At 59.3% G+C, this 16,351-nt stretch carries 16 protein-coding genes; 5 read left to right on the top strand and 11 right to left on the bottom strand.

Annotation, left to right across the window (positions count from 1 at the left end; all coding sequences use genetic code 11):
- Positions 1-27: 27 nt before the first annotated feature.
- The gene (locus FE840_RS09760) at positions 28-936 is read right to left on the bottom strand and encodes a NotI family restriction endonuclease (RefSeq protein ID WP_246318904.1); all 909 of its coding nucleotides are present in this window, start codon (positions 934-936) and stop codon (positions 28-30) included.
- On the opposite strand from FE840_RS09760, the gene FE840_RS20795 reads away from it, so the two are divergent.
- Positions 862-1,104 (top strand): hypothetical protein, encoded by a 243-nt coding sequence (locus FE840_RS20795; protein WP_210271798.1) that lies wholly within the window; start codon positions 862-864, stop codon positions 1,102-1,104. The genes FE840_RS09760 and FE840_RS20795 overlap by 75 nt on opposite strands.
- A gap of 26 nt (positions 1,105-1,130) precedes the next feature.
- Here the strand turns inward: FE840_RS20795 and FE840_RS09755 are convergent, their stop codons facing one another.
- On the bottom strand, positions 1,131-2,204 hold the full coding sequence (locus FE840_RS09755) for an AraC family transcriptional regulator (RefSeq protein ID WP_138288276.1): 1,074 nt from the start codon (positions 2,202-2,204) through the stop codon (positions 1,131-1,133).
- 170 nt (positions 2,205-2,374) lie between these two features.
- Between FE840_RS09755 and FE840_RS09750 the strand changes: the two genes are divergently transcribed.
- Complete coding sequence (locus FE840_RS09750) at positions 2,375-3,112, top strand: hypothetical protein (protein ID WP_138288277.1); 738 nt, start codon at positions 2,375-2,377, stop codon at positions 3,110-3,112.
- A 244-nt stretch (positions 3,113-3,356) separates the two neighbouring features.
- On the opposite strand, the gene FE840_RS09745 is transcribed toward FE840_RS09750, so the two are convergent.
- Entirely contained in the window at positions 3,357-3,575 is a 219-nt protein-coding gene (locus FE840_RS09745; RefSeq protein ID WP_138288278.1) for a hypothetical protein, read from the bottom strand.
- Between the two features lie 291 nt (positions 3,576-3,866).
- On the opposite strand from FE840_RS09745, the gene FE840_RS09740 reads away from it, so the two are divergent.
- The gene (locus FE840_RS09740; RefSeq protein ID WP_171033746.1) at positions 3,867-5,192 is read left to right on the top strand and encodes a cytochrome P450; all 1,326 of its coding nucleotides are present in this window, start codon (positions 3,867-3,869) and stop codon (positions 5,190-5,192) included.
- A 30-nt stretch (positions 5,193-5,222) separates the two neighbouring features.
- Here FE840_RS09740 and FE840_RS09735 read toward each other — a convergent pair whose 3' ends face one another.
- On the bottom strand, positions 5,223-5,723 hold the full coding sequence (locus FE840_RS09735; RefSeq protein ID WP_138288280.1) for a GNAT family N-acetyltransferase: 501 nt from the start codon (positions 5,721-5,723) through the stop codon (positions 5,223-5,225).
- Between the two features lie 133 nt (positions 5,724-5,856).
- Between FE840_RS09735 and FE840_RS09730 the strand changes: the two genes are divergently transcribed.
- Positions 5,857-6,324: an ABZJ_00895 family protein gene (locus tag FE840_RS09730; RefSeq protein ID WP_138288281.1), complete on the top strand. Its 468-nt coding sequence runs from the start codon at positions 5,857-5,859 to the stop codon at positions 6,322-6,324.
- A 129-nt stretch (positions 6,325-6,453) separates the two neighbouring features.
- Here the strand turns inward: FE840_RS09730 and trhA are convergent, their stop codons facing one another.
- The 7 genes from trhA to xylF form a co-directional block, all read right to left on the bottom strand.
- Entirely contained in the window at positions 6,454-7,143 is a 690-nt protein-coding gene (trhA, locus tag FE840_RS09725; RefSeq protein WP_425502123.1) for a PAQR family membrane homeostasis protein TrhA, read from the bottom strand.
- Positions 7,144-7,382: 239 nt separating this feature from the next.
- Complete coding sequence (locus FE840_RS09720; protein WP_138288282.1) at positions 7,383-7,886, bottom strand: DUF305 domain-containing protein; 504 nt, start codon at positions 7,884-7,886, stop codon at positions 7,383-7,385.
- Positions 7,887-8,065: 179 nt separating this feature from the next.
- On the bottom strand, positions 8,066-8,707 hold the full coding sequence (locus FE840_RS09715; protein ID WP_138288404.1) for a pyridoxamine 5'-phosphate oxidase family protein: 642 nt from the start codon (positions 8,705-8,707) through the stop codon (positions 8,066-8,068).
- Positions 8,708-9,118: 411 nt separating this feature from the next.
- Positions 9,119-10,957: an AAA family ATPase gene (locus FE840_RS09710; protein WP_138288283.1), complete on the bottom strand. Its 1,839-nt coding sequence runs from the start codon at positions 10,955-10,957 to the stop codon at positions 9,119-9,121.
- Between the two features lie 384 nt (positions 10,958-11,341).
- Entirely contained in the window at positions 11,342-12,127 is a 786-nt protein-coding gene (locus FE840_RS09705; RefSeq protein WP_138288284.1) for an ATP-binding cassette domain-containing protein, read from the bottom strand.
- A gap of 14 nt (positions 12,128-12,141) precedes the next feature.
- Complete coding sequence (locus tag FE840_RS09700; protein WP_138288285.1) at positions 12,142-13,455, bottom strand: sugar ABC transporter permease; 1,314 nt, start codon at positions 13,453-13,455, stop codon at positions 12,142-12,144.
- A gap of 299 nt (positions 13,456-13,754) precedes the next feature.
- Positions 13,755-14,795, bottom strand: coding sequence for a D-xylose ABC transporter substrate-binding protein (gene xylF / locus FE840_RS09695; protein ID WP_138288286.1), 1,041 nt, complete (start codon positions 14,793-14,795; stop codon positions 13,755-13,757).
- 234 nt (positions 14,796-15,029) lie between these two features.
- On the opposite strand from xylF, the gene FE840_RS09690 reads away from it, so the two are divergent.
- Positions 15,030-16,235: an ROK family transcriptional regulator gene (locus FE840_RS09690; protein WP_171033757.1), complete on the top strand. Its 1,206-nt coding sequence runs from the start codon at positions 15,030-15,032 to the stop codon at positions 16,233-16,235.
- The last annotated feature ends 116 nt before the right edge of the window (positions 16,236-16,351 follow it).

The following is a 16,351-nucleotide window of genomic DNA, read 5'->3' as shown; positions in this document are numbered from 1 at the left end:
TTTGTACTGGTTATAACAACATCGATTTCACCGAGCAATATGCTTGAGGTTCGACTTGGACTTTATCCGCTGCTCAAATTCAGACTTGGTCACAGGCAGACCACCTGTCAGACCAAGTGTTGCAGCATCAAGCGTCGTGTAGACCTCTTCCACCACCGCGAGGTGGAACAAGGCGTCGTCCCCATTGTCGAGAAAATCGACCAGAAACCAGACAATGTCAGCGTTCGAAACGTCCGAAACAGTGTCCATTCTGCCCATGGACTGAAAAAAGGGCGCATCCACGACAACCGCCATTTTCTTTCCCCATCGTCTCAAGGTCGGTACTTTGGTCAGGAGTTGCGGCATCAGGCGCTTCACGCCGCTGCTGCGATAATCGGGCCTGCGTTTTTCGCGGGCCATCGAGAGTTTGCCATCGGTGCGCTTGATGTGATCGAACTCGATTTGCATGTTCTTGCCGGAAAAATAGACGGCCTGGACTTCGACAGCCACCCACTCAATGGCGCTCGTATCCTCTTCTTCATTCTTGACGAGGATCATATCGATCCGGCCAACATCCTCGCCCGGTGCGCTGTCCAAGTTGCCGGTGGATTTCAGAAATCCCACTTCGCCGATACGCTTTGGCTCAGAATCCTCCAGCAACAGTTCTCCAACTCTATCGAAGGCCACGCCGTTCTGGTGAAATCGGGCAGGACAGAGCGCACGAATGCGACCCTTATTGCCTGCAACAGGGGCAATTCCGTCCCCTTCCTGCTGATAGAGCCGGATCGAACACACACCACCCGGTTTTGTGCAGGTCGGATGCGCGCTACTTATCTTGAAAGGGCATGGCCGTTCTAGGGCCTTCTGCCTCAGCAATTTCTCATGCAACTGCTCAAGTCGTTTAGCTTCAGCAGATCTCAAACGACGTTGGTTCGACAGCAGATTCAATTCAGCCATGCGAGCAAGTTCATCTTTACTCATCGCGGCTCCGCCAACCTGATGATTGGCCAGCTCAACACGCTGCTCGTCAGTCAGCGACAGAAATGGTTGGCCATACCATTCAGCAATGTGAAACCGCTCTTCTCGCAACCAATCTCTCCCTTGCGCAGAAGAACATTGGTCTGATTCTACCGCCTAGCGTCAACAGCTGGTCATCGACCGGAAAAACGATCGGCTTTTGGATGACCTTCCCGCCTGCGCCAGTCGCTGGGGCTCATGCCGGTGGCGCGGGTGAATTCGCGGTTGAAGTTGGACTTGGTGATGAAGCCGGCCTCGAACATGATGCGGGTGACGGGTTCGTCCGTTTCGTCGAGCAGGCGGCAGGCTTCGCCCACGCGGCAGTTGTTGACATATTGCGAGACGCTGAGCCGGTGCACGCGGTTGACGGCTTCCGAGACCTGGCGGGCAGGAATTCCGAGCTTGCGGGCAAGGCGGGCGAGATTGAGGTCGGCGTCGCGCCAAGGGGCTTTCTCCTCCATCAGCTGATCGAGGCGTCTTGCCGTTTCCGTATGGTCCGGGGTGATGTCGCGCTTTTCCGCCTCTGGCAGCAAGACCGGAGAGCCCGCCTCCGTTGCGGTATCCTCGTCTTCGCTCCCCTTCCCTTCACTGCCGGCCATGGTGGCGGCAAAACCGAGGAGCAGGAGGGTCAGCGTCGTGGCAAGCGAGACGACAAGCGGCGCCTGGCCAAAGCCGAAGGCCAGATCGAGGCTGACGGCCATGTCGGTCAGGGCCGAGGCAATCAGCGCGTAGCCGGCAATCTGCAAGGAGCGATAGGAGCGCAGCGAGCCATCGAGCCTCGACGCGATCAGACCGTCCGGCCCGTGGCGGGTGAGAAAAAGCAGCATGAAGCCATAGCCGAAGAACTCGGCCATCAGCAGGAGGTCGATCGGATCGCGGAAGAAGCGCAGCAGAAGCAGCAGGATGAGGGGCGGCAGGGCATGGGGCCAATCGCTCAGGCGAAGACCGGGACGCGCGGCGACGAGATCGCGAAAGGTCAGATAGGAGAGCGGCGGGATGATGCTGGCGACCAGGGTCAGAAGCGGCAGGATGGCGGTTACGCCATAGCCCCAGCGCAGCCCGACCAGAACGGTCTGCAGCATGTAGACGGCCAGCAGCGCGATGAACATGCGATTTGCCCGGACCTCCTCGCGCGGCTGCATCAGAAGGCGCAGGATGATGGCGGCCAGCACCAGGGAGACAAGGAAGGAGAGCGGCAGGGAGATCATCGTTTTCCGGCAGGCGTTTCGTCAGGTGATGGGATCAGTATCGATATGCCAATCTAGACCTTGATCGCGTTCAAGATCGACCTGAAACGCGATCCGGGTCTTCTTTATCCGGGGAGTGCCCGAGGGTGAGGCGGTCATATCAACCGATCACATCCTTGAAGGAGACCCCCATGACCCGAAAACAGATGCTTTACTCCGCCGCCGGCCTGATCGTCGCGATCATTGTGCTCGATGGTGCCGTTTCGCTTTACCGCGCTTCAGACCGCTCAAGCGGACCTTTGGACCTTTCCATGGTCAGCAAGATCCGCGTCACCGGCATGGCGAGCAATATCGAAATCTCCGCTAATCAGGAGGCTCCCTATACGGCCGAGCTTTTCGGCGAGCGGCGCGGCTGGGGCGCGATCTGGCATTCCGGCTGGTTTGCCGATGGCTGCCCGAGCGAAGGCTCGATGCGCATCGACGGTGACACACTGCTGGTCGATGTCGGAGAGGGCAGCCGTTTCTTCGACTGGAGCGATTGCGAAATGACGCTTTCGGCGAACCTGAGGTCTGACGCGGCGGTGATGATCGACCAGCAGGCCTCGCGCAGCGAGATACGGGGCGATTTCTCTGTGCTGCAGATCCGCAGCGATGCCGGCGATGTGCGCTTTACGGGTCATGCAGAACATCTGTCGCTGTCGGGGGCGGCGCTCCGGGCACGGCTTGTCTATGACAAGGTCAGGCAGTCGGAGGCCATTGCGATTTCGGGCAAGATGCTGGATGCGACCGTGACATTCCTGGTGCCGACCCCGGTCAGTTATGCCGTCGAGGCCGTTGCCTCTTATGTCGACAGTGCGCTGCCCAACACGCCGGGAGCGAAACCCGAAATCCTGATCAGGGGCGAAATGGCACGGGTGCGGATCGAGTGATCGCTGAAATTCCATGCTCTCCTTCAAGTCAGGGTATTGCATGGGGGACACGGGTGGCGGTTCCGGGCTGTCTCTTCTCCCCCTCGGGGAGAAGTGCCGAGCATAGGCGAGGCGATGAGGGGGCTACTTGGCACAGATTTGGCGCTTCGCGACCCCCTCATCCGGCCCTGCGGGCCACCTTCTCCCCGCTGGGGAGAAGAGGGAGCCCGCTTTGAAGTTGAGGCCTGCCTACGGCATCAACCCCTCACTCCCTCTCCAACCGGTTGTCCACATTGTCCTGGTACTGTTCGTTCTGGACATGCTTGCTGTCCAGCCCGCGCGATTTCGGGTGCTGGGACTTGTCGCGATTGGACAGAACCTCGTTTTCCGGCAGCATGTCCTTCTGGATATCGGTCATGGCGCCGGAGCCATCGCCCTTGCCCTGGGAGCCGCGTCCCATGTGCTTTCCGTCTGCATCGGCCATGATTGATCTCCTCGTTTTGAACTGGTTTTACACGGCAAGACGGGGTCCGACCGTCCGGAGTATGGCGGCGCTGATCTGCGCTGCATGCTCTCCAAGAAAAACCCACGTCCCTGCGGCCCGGTTCCGATCTATGGGCGGCGCCATTTTCATCGGCAGAAAACTCAGAAAATCGCGCTCGGGCGGGGAACCTTTGCGGGCCCTGTCGGTTTCTACAGGTCGGATTGTACGTCGCGCTGATAAGCGGGCGTACTGAGGGACATGATCCGGCATGTGATGCGTCAGGGGGACATCATGGAGACACGCAAGGCGCAGCAGCGGCAGGCGGACCAATGGCGCGAGCCGCATTCGAAGTGGCCAAAGACCATTCCAAGGGCGAAGGGGTTTGATTCCACGCTGGCGCTGCTCAATGAGGGTTATCGTTTCCTGCCGCGTCGTTTCGAGGCGCTGGACAGCCCGATCTTTCGCACAAGGCTGATGCTCAAGAATGTGATCTGCATGAAGGGGCCGGAGGCGGCGCGCTTCATCTATGAGGATCCGCGCCTCACGCGCGTCGGGGCGCTGCCCTCCACCGTGCTCTGGCTTCTGCAGGACGAGGGCAGCGTACAGCAGATGGATGCCAGCGCCCATCGTCATCGCAAGGCCATGTTCATTCGCATGCTGGTCGACGATACGACAAGCATGGACCGGATGGCGGCCATCTTTCGCCGACGCTTTCTTGACCGTATCCCGTCATGGACCTGGCGCAAGGAGGTGTCGCTTGCCAGCGAAATGGAGATCGTGCTGTTTCAGACAGCGCTCGACTGGACGCAGACACCGATCGATCCGGACAGCGTGGGCGACGATGCCGCGCTGATGGCCGATATGGTGAGCCGCGCCGGTCACTTCGGGCCACGCACGTTCACGACGCTTCTGCGGCGCTCCCACCTGGAAAAACGCCTCCGCCGTGTCTTCAGCGACATCCGCAGCGGCCGCATTGCGCTTATGCCCGGTTCGCCCATGGCAGTGATTGCCAATCACCGGGACAAGCATGGACACTTGCTGTCGCCGGAAGTGGCAACTGTGGAACTGATCAATCTGCTCAGGCCGATCGTCGCCGTTGCTCGCTTCATCGTCTTTGCCGCGCTTTATCTGCACCAGCATCCCGACTGGCGCGAGAGGCTACGGGAGAAGGATAGCGAACGGCTCACCGATTTTGTCGAAGAGGTGCGGCGGATCTCGCCCTTCTTCCCCTTTGTCGGGGCGCGCGCGCAATCTGCTTTCGAATGGAACGGCTACAGTCTCGCCAAGGGGCAGTGGCTGCTGCTCGATCTCTATGGCTCCTGCCATGATCCGCTCAGGTTCGAGAGACCGGGCCAATTCGAGCCGGAGCGACGGCTTCGTCACGAACCCTGTGATTACAGCTTCATTCCGCAGGGTGCAGGCGCCTATGCCACGGGGCATCGCTGCCCCGGCGAGCAGGCCACGGTCAGGCTGATGATGGAGGCGGTCGATATTCTGTGCCGCAGCATTGACTACGAGGTGCCGATCCAGACGCTGACCGTATCGCTCCGCCATATTCCCGCCGGGCCGCGGGACGGCTTCCGGATCAACCAGATCCGCTGGCGGGACAGCGATTGAGGCCGACCTCGCCCTGGCGCGCGCAGTGTTCTAGAGCTTCAATTCCATCATCGTCAGGTCCAGCCAGCGGCCGAACTTCTTGCCGACTTCCTGATGGGTGCCGACGAGGCGGAAGCCGAGCCGGCTGTGCAGCGCAATCGATCCTGCATTGCCGGCCTCGATGGCTGCGACCATGACATGGATGCCGCCGGCCCTTGCGCGCTCGATCAGGCTTGTCATCAACCGCTTGCCGATCCCCTGCCCCTGATGGTTCTTCTCCACATAGACGGAATGCTCGACCGACTGGCGAAAGCCATCAAAGGCACGCCAATCGCCATAGGAGGCATAGCCGGCCACCACGCCATCCACCTCGGCAACCAGCACCGGGAAATTGCGGCTGCGGCGCATCTCCAGCCAGGCGCGACGATTGTCGAGATCGACCAGAACCTCGTTCCAGATGGCCGTGGTTTCCGCCACGGCATGATTGTAGATGGCAAGCAATGCCGGCAGATCGGCTTCGGTGGCATCGCGGATAATCGGACTATGGGACATCAATCGTGCTCAGGGAGGGCATGGAAGTGAGGACGGGCAGGAAACCCGCGCAGGGATCGCCTGTGACAGGGGCCACAGAAACGATGGGAGATTTCCGTCATCAAGGGAGAAATTGCAATCGAGATTTACCGTCATGCCCCCATTTCTGAACAGACTTGTCCTGCGCTATGCCCTTGTCTTCCTGCTTTGCGAAGCGGCCATGTGGCTGATCATGCTGGGGCTTAATGTCGGTGAAGACGCCTATGTGGAATGGATCGGGGCCAATGTCGCGGTGTCCTTTGCCAGCGCTGCCTATGCAGGGCTCTATTTTGCACAGGAAAAGCGGCGTGTTCCCGACTGGGGCGAAAGCGTCACGCTGTCTTGCGTTCTGGTCGCCATCTATGTGCTTTACAGCCTGGTGCTTTTTGGCGTGATCAGCATCCTGGGCATGGCAACGATCCGCATCGCGGTGGATCAGATCGGGGCGAGCCTCACGGAGGTCCTGCTGATGGCTCTGGCGCAGGTCATCGTGCTGCCCTTCATCATCAATGTGATTGCCGTCCGCACTGGCGCCAGTTCGCTGATCAAGGTGTTGAACAAATATCCGCAGAAAGAGGAGTAAACCTCTGGCCTTCAAAGGCTACTAAAGCGATTCCGGTGAAAACGGGTTCACCCGAAACGCTCTATCTGTTTGTTTTTGCGCAGTCCGGACGCAAAACCGCTGACGCAGTTTTGCTGGATGTGCTCGAGCTCAACCGAGGCTGATGGCCGTGAACACTGCCGAGTAATGGACGGCAGCGGCGGTGACCACGAAGCCATGCCAGATGGCATTCTGGAAGCGCAGCTTTTCCCAGACATGGAAGATCACGCCGGCGGAATAGATGCAGCCGCCGATGATGATCAGGGTCAGCGTGATGCCGGGGATGATTTGCGACAGCGGGTCCATGGCCAGCCAGCCGCTCCAGCCCATGCCGAGGTAAAGCAGGATGGCCAACCGGTCATAGCGACCGGGAAAGCGGAATTTGAGCGCAATGCCGATAATGGCCGTCAGCCAGATGCCGATCAGCAGGCCAAGGATCATCGGCTGATCAATACCCTGCACGAGGAAGGGCGTGTAAGTGGCTGCAATCAGAACAAAAATCGCCGAGTGATCGAGCCTGCGCAGCATCCATTTCATCGGCGAATGGGGCCACATGTTATAGGTGAAGGAAACACCGAGGCCGATCACGAGGCCAAGGCCATAGATCCAGGCGGCGGCGATATCGGCGTAATCGGAAAAGACCGTGGCGTAGAAGATCAAGGCCGTTGCCCCGATCAGCGCAAAGACCACGCCAACACCATGCACGATGCCATCGGCCACCAGTTCGTGAAAGTCATAGGCGCGTCCAAACTTGAACTGCTCCGTGATGGCCGGCTGGTCTTGCATCGTCTCTTCTGTCATGGCGGATCTTGCGGTGCGAAATTTGTTGAATGATGAACGATTTCCTTGGCATGAACAAGACGGGACCAGGCCGTCGGAGGGAAAAATCCGGCAGGCCCCTGCTCCCGCTGCTGTGACGTTTCATCACTCTAGACGAGAATTATTACCGGAAGCCCGTCACAAGACCGGGATGGCTGATAAAGTTTGGGCTGGGCGAACGGACACCGCTTTTGCACCCTCCGCGATGAAGGATGCAAGGCTCATGGCTGGACGACCTGGCCGCGATAGGCTCTGAGCCGGGCGGAATCGCTTGCCAGGGGGCCGGCCTCGATTTCGGCAATCAGGTCTTTCATCTCGCGGATCTCGCGCACCTGGGTCTCGATGATCTGGTCGGCCAGCTGCCGCACGCGCGGATCGCTGATCTGCGCCCGCTCGCTGGTCAGGATCGCAATGGAATGATGCGGGATCATCGCCTTCATATAACTCACATCGCCCACCGTTTCCTGGCTGCGCACCAGCCAGAGCGAGAGGGCCGCGATGACGACACTCCCGGCGATGATCGAGATATTGACGACAGACCGATGATACATGGACCACATGTAGCTCATCATGATCACCGCCATGACGGCACCCATCAAAAGCGCCATCCAGGTTCGGGTCTGGCTGTAGGTGACGTGATCCAGCGCATAGGTATTGAGATACATCAGACCGAACATCACCACCGTCGAGGTGGCAATCATCGCGGCAAAACGGCCATAGGACATCGGCTTTCCTTCTCCGGCGGCAGGGACTTGAACGGAAGGGACAAGGGCCAAATCCCAGGGCGCGGGGATTGTTCCAATGGCGGCGGGGGATGGTCGTGGCGAGGCTCATTGCCCAGCCGCAGTTGGCGCCAGGCCATTATGTGGGCCAAAACCCGGCCGGCGGCGCCCCTGCTGTATCTCTAGTAAAGGGTTGTGCGGTAAGCCTCTTCCAGTCCGTCGTCGAGTTTCTGCATTTCGTCCTTGTCCTTTGGCGCTCCTGTGGTTTCGTCGAGGATCATCTTGACGAGGGACGGCATTTCACTGCGGTCCTGATGCGCCTCCAGGCTCCACAGACGGGAGCGCCTGAACGCCTTGGCACAATGCAGGAAGACCTCGTTGATACTGACGATGATGGCAAGGCGCGGCAGGCGGTCGGCAACCTTCATCCGGCTCAGGACCCCGGGATCACGCGTGATCATGGCGCGTCCATTGACGCGCAGCGTATCGTCGAAGCCCGGAACGATGAACAACAGCCCGACATTCGGATTGGCGATGATATTGGCCAAGGTATCGAGCCGATTGTTGCCCGGACGATCCGGGATCGCGAGTGTGCGATCATCCAGAACCTGCACAAAGCCGGGCGGATCTCCCCGGGGACTGACGTCTGCCCTTCCCTCGCTGTTCTGTGTGCCGATACAGAGAAAGGGCGAACGCCTGATGAACTCCCGCGCATGGACACCCAGCCTTTCCTGACACTTTGCCAGCGCGAGCCCATGGGTCGGCTCAAACAGCGCCCGAAGCGCCTGCTCATCCTGGATCGTATAGTCCGGGTCAATCTGCATCATCTCATCCTCCCTTGATCGCCTTTTCGAAGGCCACCGCAACAAGCCCGTCTTACTCCTCCAAGAAGTTCTGAGGTACGTACCTCAATCAGGCTTCACAGAGGTATAACAGCGCGGGCGCCAGCGCAAGACGGCTGGGGGAAGATGGATTGGCTGAGCGGGCGGTTTTGGGTGATGGGGATTGGGGTGGGCGCTGCCTTGCGCCATTGTGCCTGACGTAGAGATCATTCTCTGCTCATGCCTGAGACCGGACCCAGTTCCAGGACGGCATCTCGTCGGCTATGCGCCTCCATGCCGGACGTTCGCAGGATTTCCCCCCAAACTGTAAAGCTGCCGTTATTCTGGGGGCGATCAAAGGTCTATGGAGGGCGCGAAAGGCTGATCTTGGCCGCTATCCGAACTCCCGCACCTCTAATTGAGCATGAACGCGGCGTTGATCGCTTGGAATAGCTTTTCTGCGGAAGCCGCCGTTCCCTTCGGTAGATCTGAGAGCTTGGCCCAGCCATCGAATTCTTTCAGCATTTCCGATAAAACTCGCTTCTTATCGAGATCCTTCCCATGACGCTCCTTGAGGACCGTCTCGACCCGTTTAGAGATCAAAGTCGAACCATCAATCGGAAGGTCCTCATTTCTAATTGCAATTCCATAGGCACGGTTCACGCATTCGCGGAAGAAGTCATCTGGGAACAGGTCTTCAATGGCAACGTCGGTTTTCTTGATGCCCGATGCTGTGCCCAACATTAAGACCCGGAATTCGTAGCCTTCGCCTGCGGCAAGCTCCTTCAGATTCATTTCGGAGATCTTCTTCTTCGCGGCGAGGCCAGCCTCGTCGCTGTCCAATAGTACGCCTGCATCCCATCTCTGACCGATTGCAAATGCTGCATACATCGGTGCCTTAGTTGATGTGGCGGCGGGCCAAAGATAGACCTGATCGGAAAGGCCCGTCTTGCTACCATCGCGTAGGATGCCTGAAAGCTTGTTCAAAATCAGCGCATCAGTACCGCCTTCGACGATTAGGACCTTTCTGTTCCCGAGCATCCCCGACAAATCTGATGTCAGACCCAACGAGGCTTCAATAACCGCCATAGGGGCGGCCTGTGTGCTTACCACACCATGGTTTATTGCAAGGTGGTTGTCGCGGCTTTCGACTATCCGGACGCGTTCTGGATTGGCCTGGTCAACCATTGATGCCAAGTGGGTCGTGTAGAGAATTGTGTTGTTTTCGGACAATCCTTCGAACACCCTGAGAAGATCACGCTGACCACTATAGTGAAGATGGACCCCGGGTTCTTCAAGAAGCAAGATACAGTTCTCGAATTCTCCGTCGCTGGCGTGCGTAAACTTCCACGCGAATGAAACGTACCAACGGAAACCGGTTGACCGACGGTAAAGGCGAACGGGGAAACCAATAGCCTCGTCTTCTGCGAAGATATTTAGGGTGGGTCCGTCTATGTCGATGTCGAACTTGACTTTCTTCTGTGTCCAGAGGCGTTGGAACTGCTGGGTCAGATATGCTGATGCGGCGCGCTTGTCGAACTGACGGATGGTCCGTCCATCGGCGGTCGTGCCCTTCTCAACGAAATCGTCGATATCAATTTGAGCGAGGTCGAGGACGATCAAAATCGTCTGGTCTTCCGTCGATAGAAGGTGCCGGTTGTCCCTGCCAACTTTGTCCCAACGGCTCTTGAGTTGATCCAGTTCAACCTGGGCACCAGAAAAATTGTAGTCTTGGATCAAGACGAATTTAGGTAGGTTAGACTGAGCCCAATCAGAGACTTTTTGGACGTCCAGCCCAAGATCATGGGCATCTTTGATCGAGAATTCAGTTTTGAACCCATAGCTCTTCCACGCAAAGATGCTTAGAGTATGAGGGAGTTCGGGGGTGTCAGCCTCTTCATCTACAACGGCTCCATCGCCTTCAGAAACTTCATCTCGAATTCGGGCAAAACTGAACAGGGACATAATGTCCTCTTCGCTCAAGGCGAAGTATGCCTCACAGACGCGCTTACCTTTCGCATCTTTGCGGCCCTTCCAGTCATCGACTGGCCAGTCCTCAGCATCATCGTAGGTTGCGCCGTTGACGTACGGGTTGAGGCAGTACAATGCTTCAAACAAGTTGCTCTTGCCTGCTTCATTCTGACCGACGAACGCGGTGATGTTGGTCGTGGTAATCCAACCCGAATCCAAAATATTCCGGTAGTTCGTGATCTTGAATTTGCTGAGCCTCATCCCGCCCTCGCCATGAACCATTTTCCGCACAACCTACACGGATGTGTCGGGTCTTCCAATACTTTGAAACATGGACAAAAAACTACTTGATTGGACGCGATACGCCTCCACTCGAAGATCAACTCAACCTTGAAATCGTAATGCACTAGCGGCAGCTACGGGCAGGAATTGCCCACGTATCGAAGGCCGACGAAGGTCAGCTTAGTACAATCAGGAAACCTATACCGGCTGGGCTCCTTCCGGCCCCTTTCCCGACACTGCGTTGATCGAAGCGAATGACCGCCTTTGGCTCACAGGCCATATGACGCACTCCGCAGCCCCCTTCCCCAACCTCACAGACAATCCCTGCCCCAATGGAAAAGGGGGCCGAGGCCCCCTTTGTGATATCCGAAACGTTGCAGCCGCTTAGGCCGGCTGCATGGCGCCGGGGCCTGGGATGGCGCCGGGGGGGCATTTGCCGAGGATGATCATGCCGAGCACTTCGTCCTTGGTGACGTCCTCAGTGCGGGCATGGCCGACGACGCGGCCGTTCTTCATCACCGAGACGCGGTCTGCCAGATCGAAGACATCGTGGATGTCATGGCTGATCAGGAAGATGCCGATGCCTTCGCGCTTCAGCTGCAGGATCAGTTCGCCGACCTGGGCGGTTTCCTGGGGGCCAAGGGCTGCCGTCGGCTCATCCATGATCAGGATGCGGGCGTTGAACAGGATGGCTCGGGCGATGGCGACCGACTGGCGCTGACCGCCGGAGAGCGCCTTGACCGGCTCCTTGAAGCGCTGGAAGTTGGGGTTCAACCGCCCCATGACTTCGCGCGCCTTGGCTTCCATCGCCACGTCATCCAGCGTGCCCCAGGCGGTGCGCAGCTCGCGACCGAGATAGAGGTTTGCGGCGGCATCGACGTTATCGGCGACGGCAAGCGTCTGGTAGATCGTCTCGATGCCATAGCCCTTGGCGTCACGCGGATTGTTGATGTCGGCGAATTCGCCATTGATCAGGATGTCGCCGTTGTCACGCTTGTAGGCGCCGGACAGGATCTTGATCAGGGTCGACTTGCCGGCACCATTGTGACCGAGCAGCGCCACGACTTCTCCCGGATAGAGATCGACCGAGGCATTGTCGACGGCGTGGATACCGCCGAAGGAGATGGAAATGTTGCGCATTTCCACGAGTGGGGTGCGATTTTCTGACATAGGTTCAACTCCCCTTACTTGGCGCGGGCGCGGTATACGGTGTCGAGCCAGACTGCAATCACGAGCACGATACCGATGACGATGCTCTGCAGTGGTGTGTCGAGACCGAGCAGAACCATGCCCGAATTCAAGGATTGCATGACGACGGCGCCGAGAACGGCCCCGGCAATGGTGCCGACGCCACCGGCCAGCGAGGTGCCGCCGATAACGGCTGCCGCGATGGTGTAGAGCTCGTCGAGCGTGCCCTGGGCATTGGTGGCGGCGTTGAGGCGGGCGGTCGAGATGGCGGCCGCGATGGCGCAGAGTGCACCCATCAGCGCGAAGATCTTGACGGTGACCCACTTGACCTTGATGCCGGCGAGTTCGGCTGCTTCCGGATTGCCGCCGAGGGCAAAGACGTAGCGGCCAAAGCGCGTGCGGTTGGTCAGGAAGGACATGACCATGGCAATACCGATGGCGATCAGGACCGGAATGGCGATGCCAAGCGCGATCTGCAGGCCACCTTCGGGCCATTCGATGCCATTGGCTTCGGCATAGCGGCGGGCCAGGTTTGCCGGCATGTAATAGCTGTTGGCGACCCAGACCGCTCCGAGGACGGCAGCGCAGCCGCTGAGCGACAGGAAATATTCGGCCCACATCGGACGCAGCGGGAAGCCGAAGCGACGACGCTGGCGACGCGAATTGATGATGGACAGCACGATCAGGATGCAGGCCAGGATGCCGACAACCCAGGACGCCGTGGCGCCGATCGAGCCATCCGCACCGCCACCCATCAGGCGGAAGGTGGTATCCATCGGCGCGACCGTGGCGCCGCTCGTGACCCACCAGGCCGCACCGCGCCAGACCAGCAGGCCACCAAGCGTGACGATGAAGGCCGGAACGCCGAGGAAGGCGATGATGGCCCCCTGGAAGGCACCGATGGCGGCGCCGACGATGATACCGGCTGACAGCGCGATGACCCACATCATCGGATGTTCGAAGCCGATGATCGGCGGCAGGATGCGCGCCTGCAGCACCGCCATGATCATCCCGACAAAGCCGAGGATCGAGCCGACCGAAAGGTCGATGTTGCGGGTGACGATGACCAGCACCATGCCGGTGGCCATGACCGATACAGACGCGGCCTGGACCGAGAGGTTCCAGAGGTTTCGCGGCGTCAGAAAGAGCCCGTTGGACAGAATGTGAAAGGCGATCCAGATCAGGCCGAGGGCCAGCACCATGCCGAGAAGGCGGGTGTCGATCTCGGTGGCCTGAAAGAAGCGCTTGATCGGTGAAAGATTGGATGCTCGGGCTCCGAGCGACGGTGTGGCCAGGCTATTGTCAGCCATTGAAACTGTCTCCCCAGTCGTTTGTCGGCTTGCGATGCGCGCTCTGCACCGGATCGAAGGACAAGCTCTCTCGATACGCTCGGTTTCAGAGCAGACGGCGGCCCCCCGGGCCGATGCTACGGATCAGAAAACGCAATCTGCGGCAGACTTATTGCCCTTGCCGAACAGCAGGCCATGGAGCCCCTTCTCTTTTCGGGCCCAGTCCGTCTCGCAGGTTTCCTGACCAGTCGAAACGCCGCAGCGCAGTGGCTGCGGCGTTTGCGGCTCAAGCTCTGTCGTTCGCTATTGCTAGCAAGCGATTAGTTGCAAGCTGCGACGGTGCCAGCAGCAACGCCCTGGCAGGCTTCTTCCTTGGAAATCCAGCCAGCCTCGATGACAACGTTGAGGTTGTCACGGGTGATCGGCAGCGGAGCAATGAAGAAGGAGTTCATTTCGACGCCCTTCGGGCCGCCGGCGAACTTCACGGTGCCTTCGATCTCTTCCATCGACTTGCCGGCAGCAAGCTCGTTGGCGATTTCGGCGGCGCGCTTGCCAAGCTCGCGGCTGTCCTTCCAGACAGACACGGTCTGCGTGCCAAGAGCAACACGGTTCAGAGCGGCCTTGTCGCCGTCCTGACCGGACACCGGTACGGAACCTGCAAGACCCTGGGCTTCGAGAGCAGCAACAACACCGCCGGCCATGCCGTCGTTGGAGGAGACGACAGCGTCAACTTCGTTGTTGTTGGCGGTCAGGAACTGTTCCATGTTCTTCTGGGCCGCTTCCGGCTTCCAGCCGTCGGTATAGGCTTCGCCGACATTCTTGATCTTGCCCGAGTCAAGCGCTTCCTTGAGCACTTCGATCTGGCCGGAATAAAGGAAGTCGGAGTTCGGGTCGGTGGATGCGCCCTTGATGAAGACATAGTTGCCTTCCGGCTTCACCTTGAACACTTCGCGGGCCTGCATGCGGCCGACTTCCTTGTTGTCGAAGGTGATGTAGTAGGCAGCCGGGTTTTCGATCAGACGGTCATAGCCGACGACCGGGATACCTTCGGCAACAGCCTTTTCGATGGCCGGGCCGATTGCTTCGGAGTCCTGGGCGAGAATGATCAGGGCATCTGCGCCCTGGGCGATGAGGCTTTCAACGTCGGTCAGCTGCTTGGCAGCGGACGTCTGGGCGTCAGCGGAAATATAGGTGTTGCCAGCGGCTTCGAGTGCAGCCTTGATTGCAGCCTCGTCCGTCTTCCAACGCTCTTCCTGGAAATTCGACCAGGAAACGCCGATGGTCAGGCCTTCGGCATGGGCGACAGAGTGCAGGCTGGTGATGACGGCGGCGCACGCCATCAACTTGTAAACGGTCTTCATCAGGAACCTCCCAAAGTTAAAGCGGACGCCCGATCGACCTCCCGACCCGTTGCCCGCCACGAAACTGTCTTTACCGATGGAACCCTCTCCAATGGTTTTTCTCGACAGTCGAGAAAATAACTGGCAGAAGATTCTCACGCTGTCAACACGGTGCTTCCAGCCTGTGTCGCGACGGTAAACCAAATGCTTTGGGAGGAGCAGGCGGTGGATCAGGGAACATCTCATGGACGACCGATGCTGACGCGGGCCAGCAGCGAAACCTTGCGCCATCAGAACAGCGGACTGGTGCTGAAAGTCCTGCGTCGCGACGGGCCGCTCGCCCATACGGATCTTTCGGCGGCAACGGGGCTTTCCTCCGCCACGGTTTCCGCCATCACCGCAGGGCTCGAAAAGAGCGGGCTCCTGGAGCGGCGGGAAGTGTCCAATCCCGGTCATCGCGGGCGGCCGCGCGTCCTGTTTTCGCGCCGTCGCGATGCGGCCCATGTCATTGCCGTGCGCATTTCCTCCCATGCGGTGCAGTATTCGCTGGCCGACTTTCGCGGGACGATGATCGACCGATTCGAAGAGGCGCGCGAACAGGGACCAGAAACGCCGATGCGCTTTCTGGCCGGTTTCCGCTCGGCTCTCGAACGGCTGATTGCGCGCTCCCGGCTTCGGCCAGAGGCAATCTCGACGGTTTCGATTTCCAGCAAGGGACTGGCCGACCGCGAGGGCGCCAGGCTCTTATGGTCGCCGGTGTTCGGCTATCAGGCAATCGACTTTGCCGAGGCGCTGTCGGGCTTTGGCACGCCGCGCATCCACCTGTTCAACGAGAGCCTGCTGGTCACCCAGGCGCTCGCCATCCGGCTGGAAAAGAACAATGGGGCGCCTTTGCAATCGCTTGCCACGCTCTCGCTCGGGCATTCGATCGGCCTCGGCATTGCCTATCGCGACCAGCATGGCGCGCTCGATATCCGGGCTCCGAATTTCGGTCATATGCTGCATGCCAGTGACGGCAAGCTCTGTCGCTGCGGCGCCTATGGCTGCATCGAGGCATCCGCCGGTTTCTACGGCATTCTGCGCATGGCGTTCGAAGTGCCGCCGGACACGATCCCGGCGAAATTCGTGCCGCTTGGCGAAATGGAGAAGATCGCCACACGGGCAAGACAGGGCCACCGCGTGTCCGAATATGCCTTCCGTCAGGCCGGCGTCGCACTCGGCCAGGGGCTGTCGCGCATGCTCAGTCTGGCCGAAGAGACCATGCCGATCGCCATAACCGGACCCGGCACGCGCTTCATGGACCTCCTCACCCGCGGGCTCGACGAGGGCCTGCAGCAATCGCAGCATGTGAAAGTGCGCGGCATGCCGGAGATCCTGATCATCACGGAAGAGGAAAACCTGGTGTTCGAAGGCCATGTCGACCGGGCGCTGACGGAAATCGACCAGGCACTGGCGGGGTGATATGATCTGAAATGCATCTTAGGGGTGCCGAACACCAAGCGACATGCAAGCGGGGGAAAAGAACTTGAGCAAGACAACAGGTCGGGAAGGCATGCCGGAACCTGATGAGGATGTAC

Origin of the sequence: Peteryoungia desertarenae, from assembly GCF_005860795.2 — a bacterium.
Lineage (GTDB): Bacteria > Pseudomonadota > Alphaproteobacteria > Rhizobiales > Rhizobiaceae > Allorhizobium > Allorhizobium desertarenae.
The sequence above is the reverse complement of the archived record's forward strand: the minus strand, read 5'-3'. Positions and strand labels throughout refer to the sequence as shown.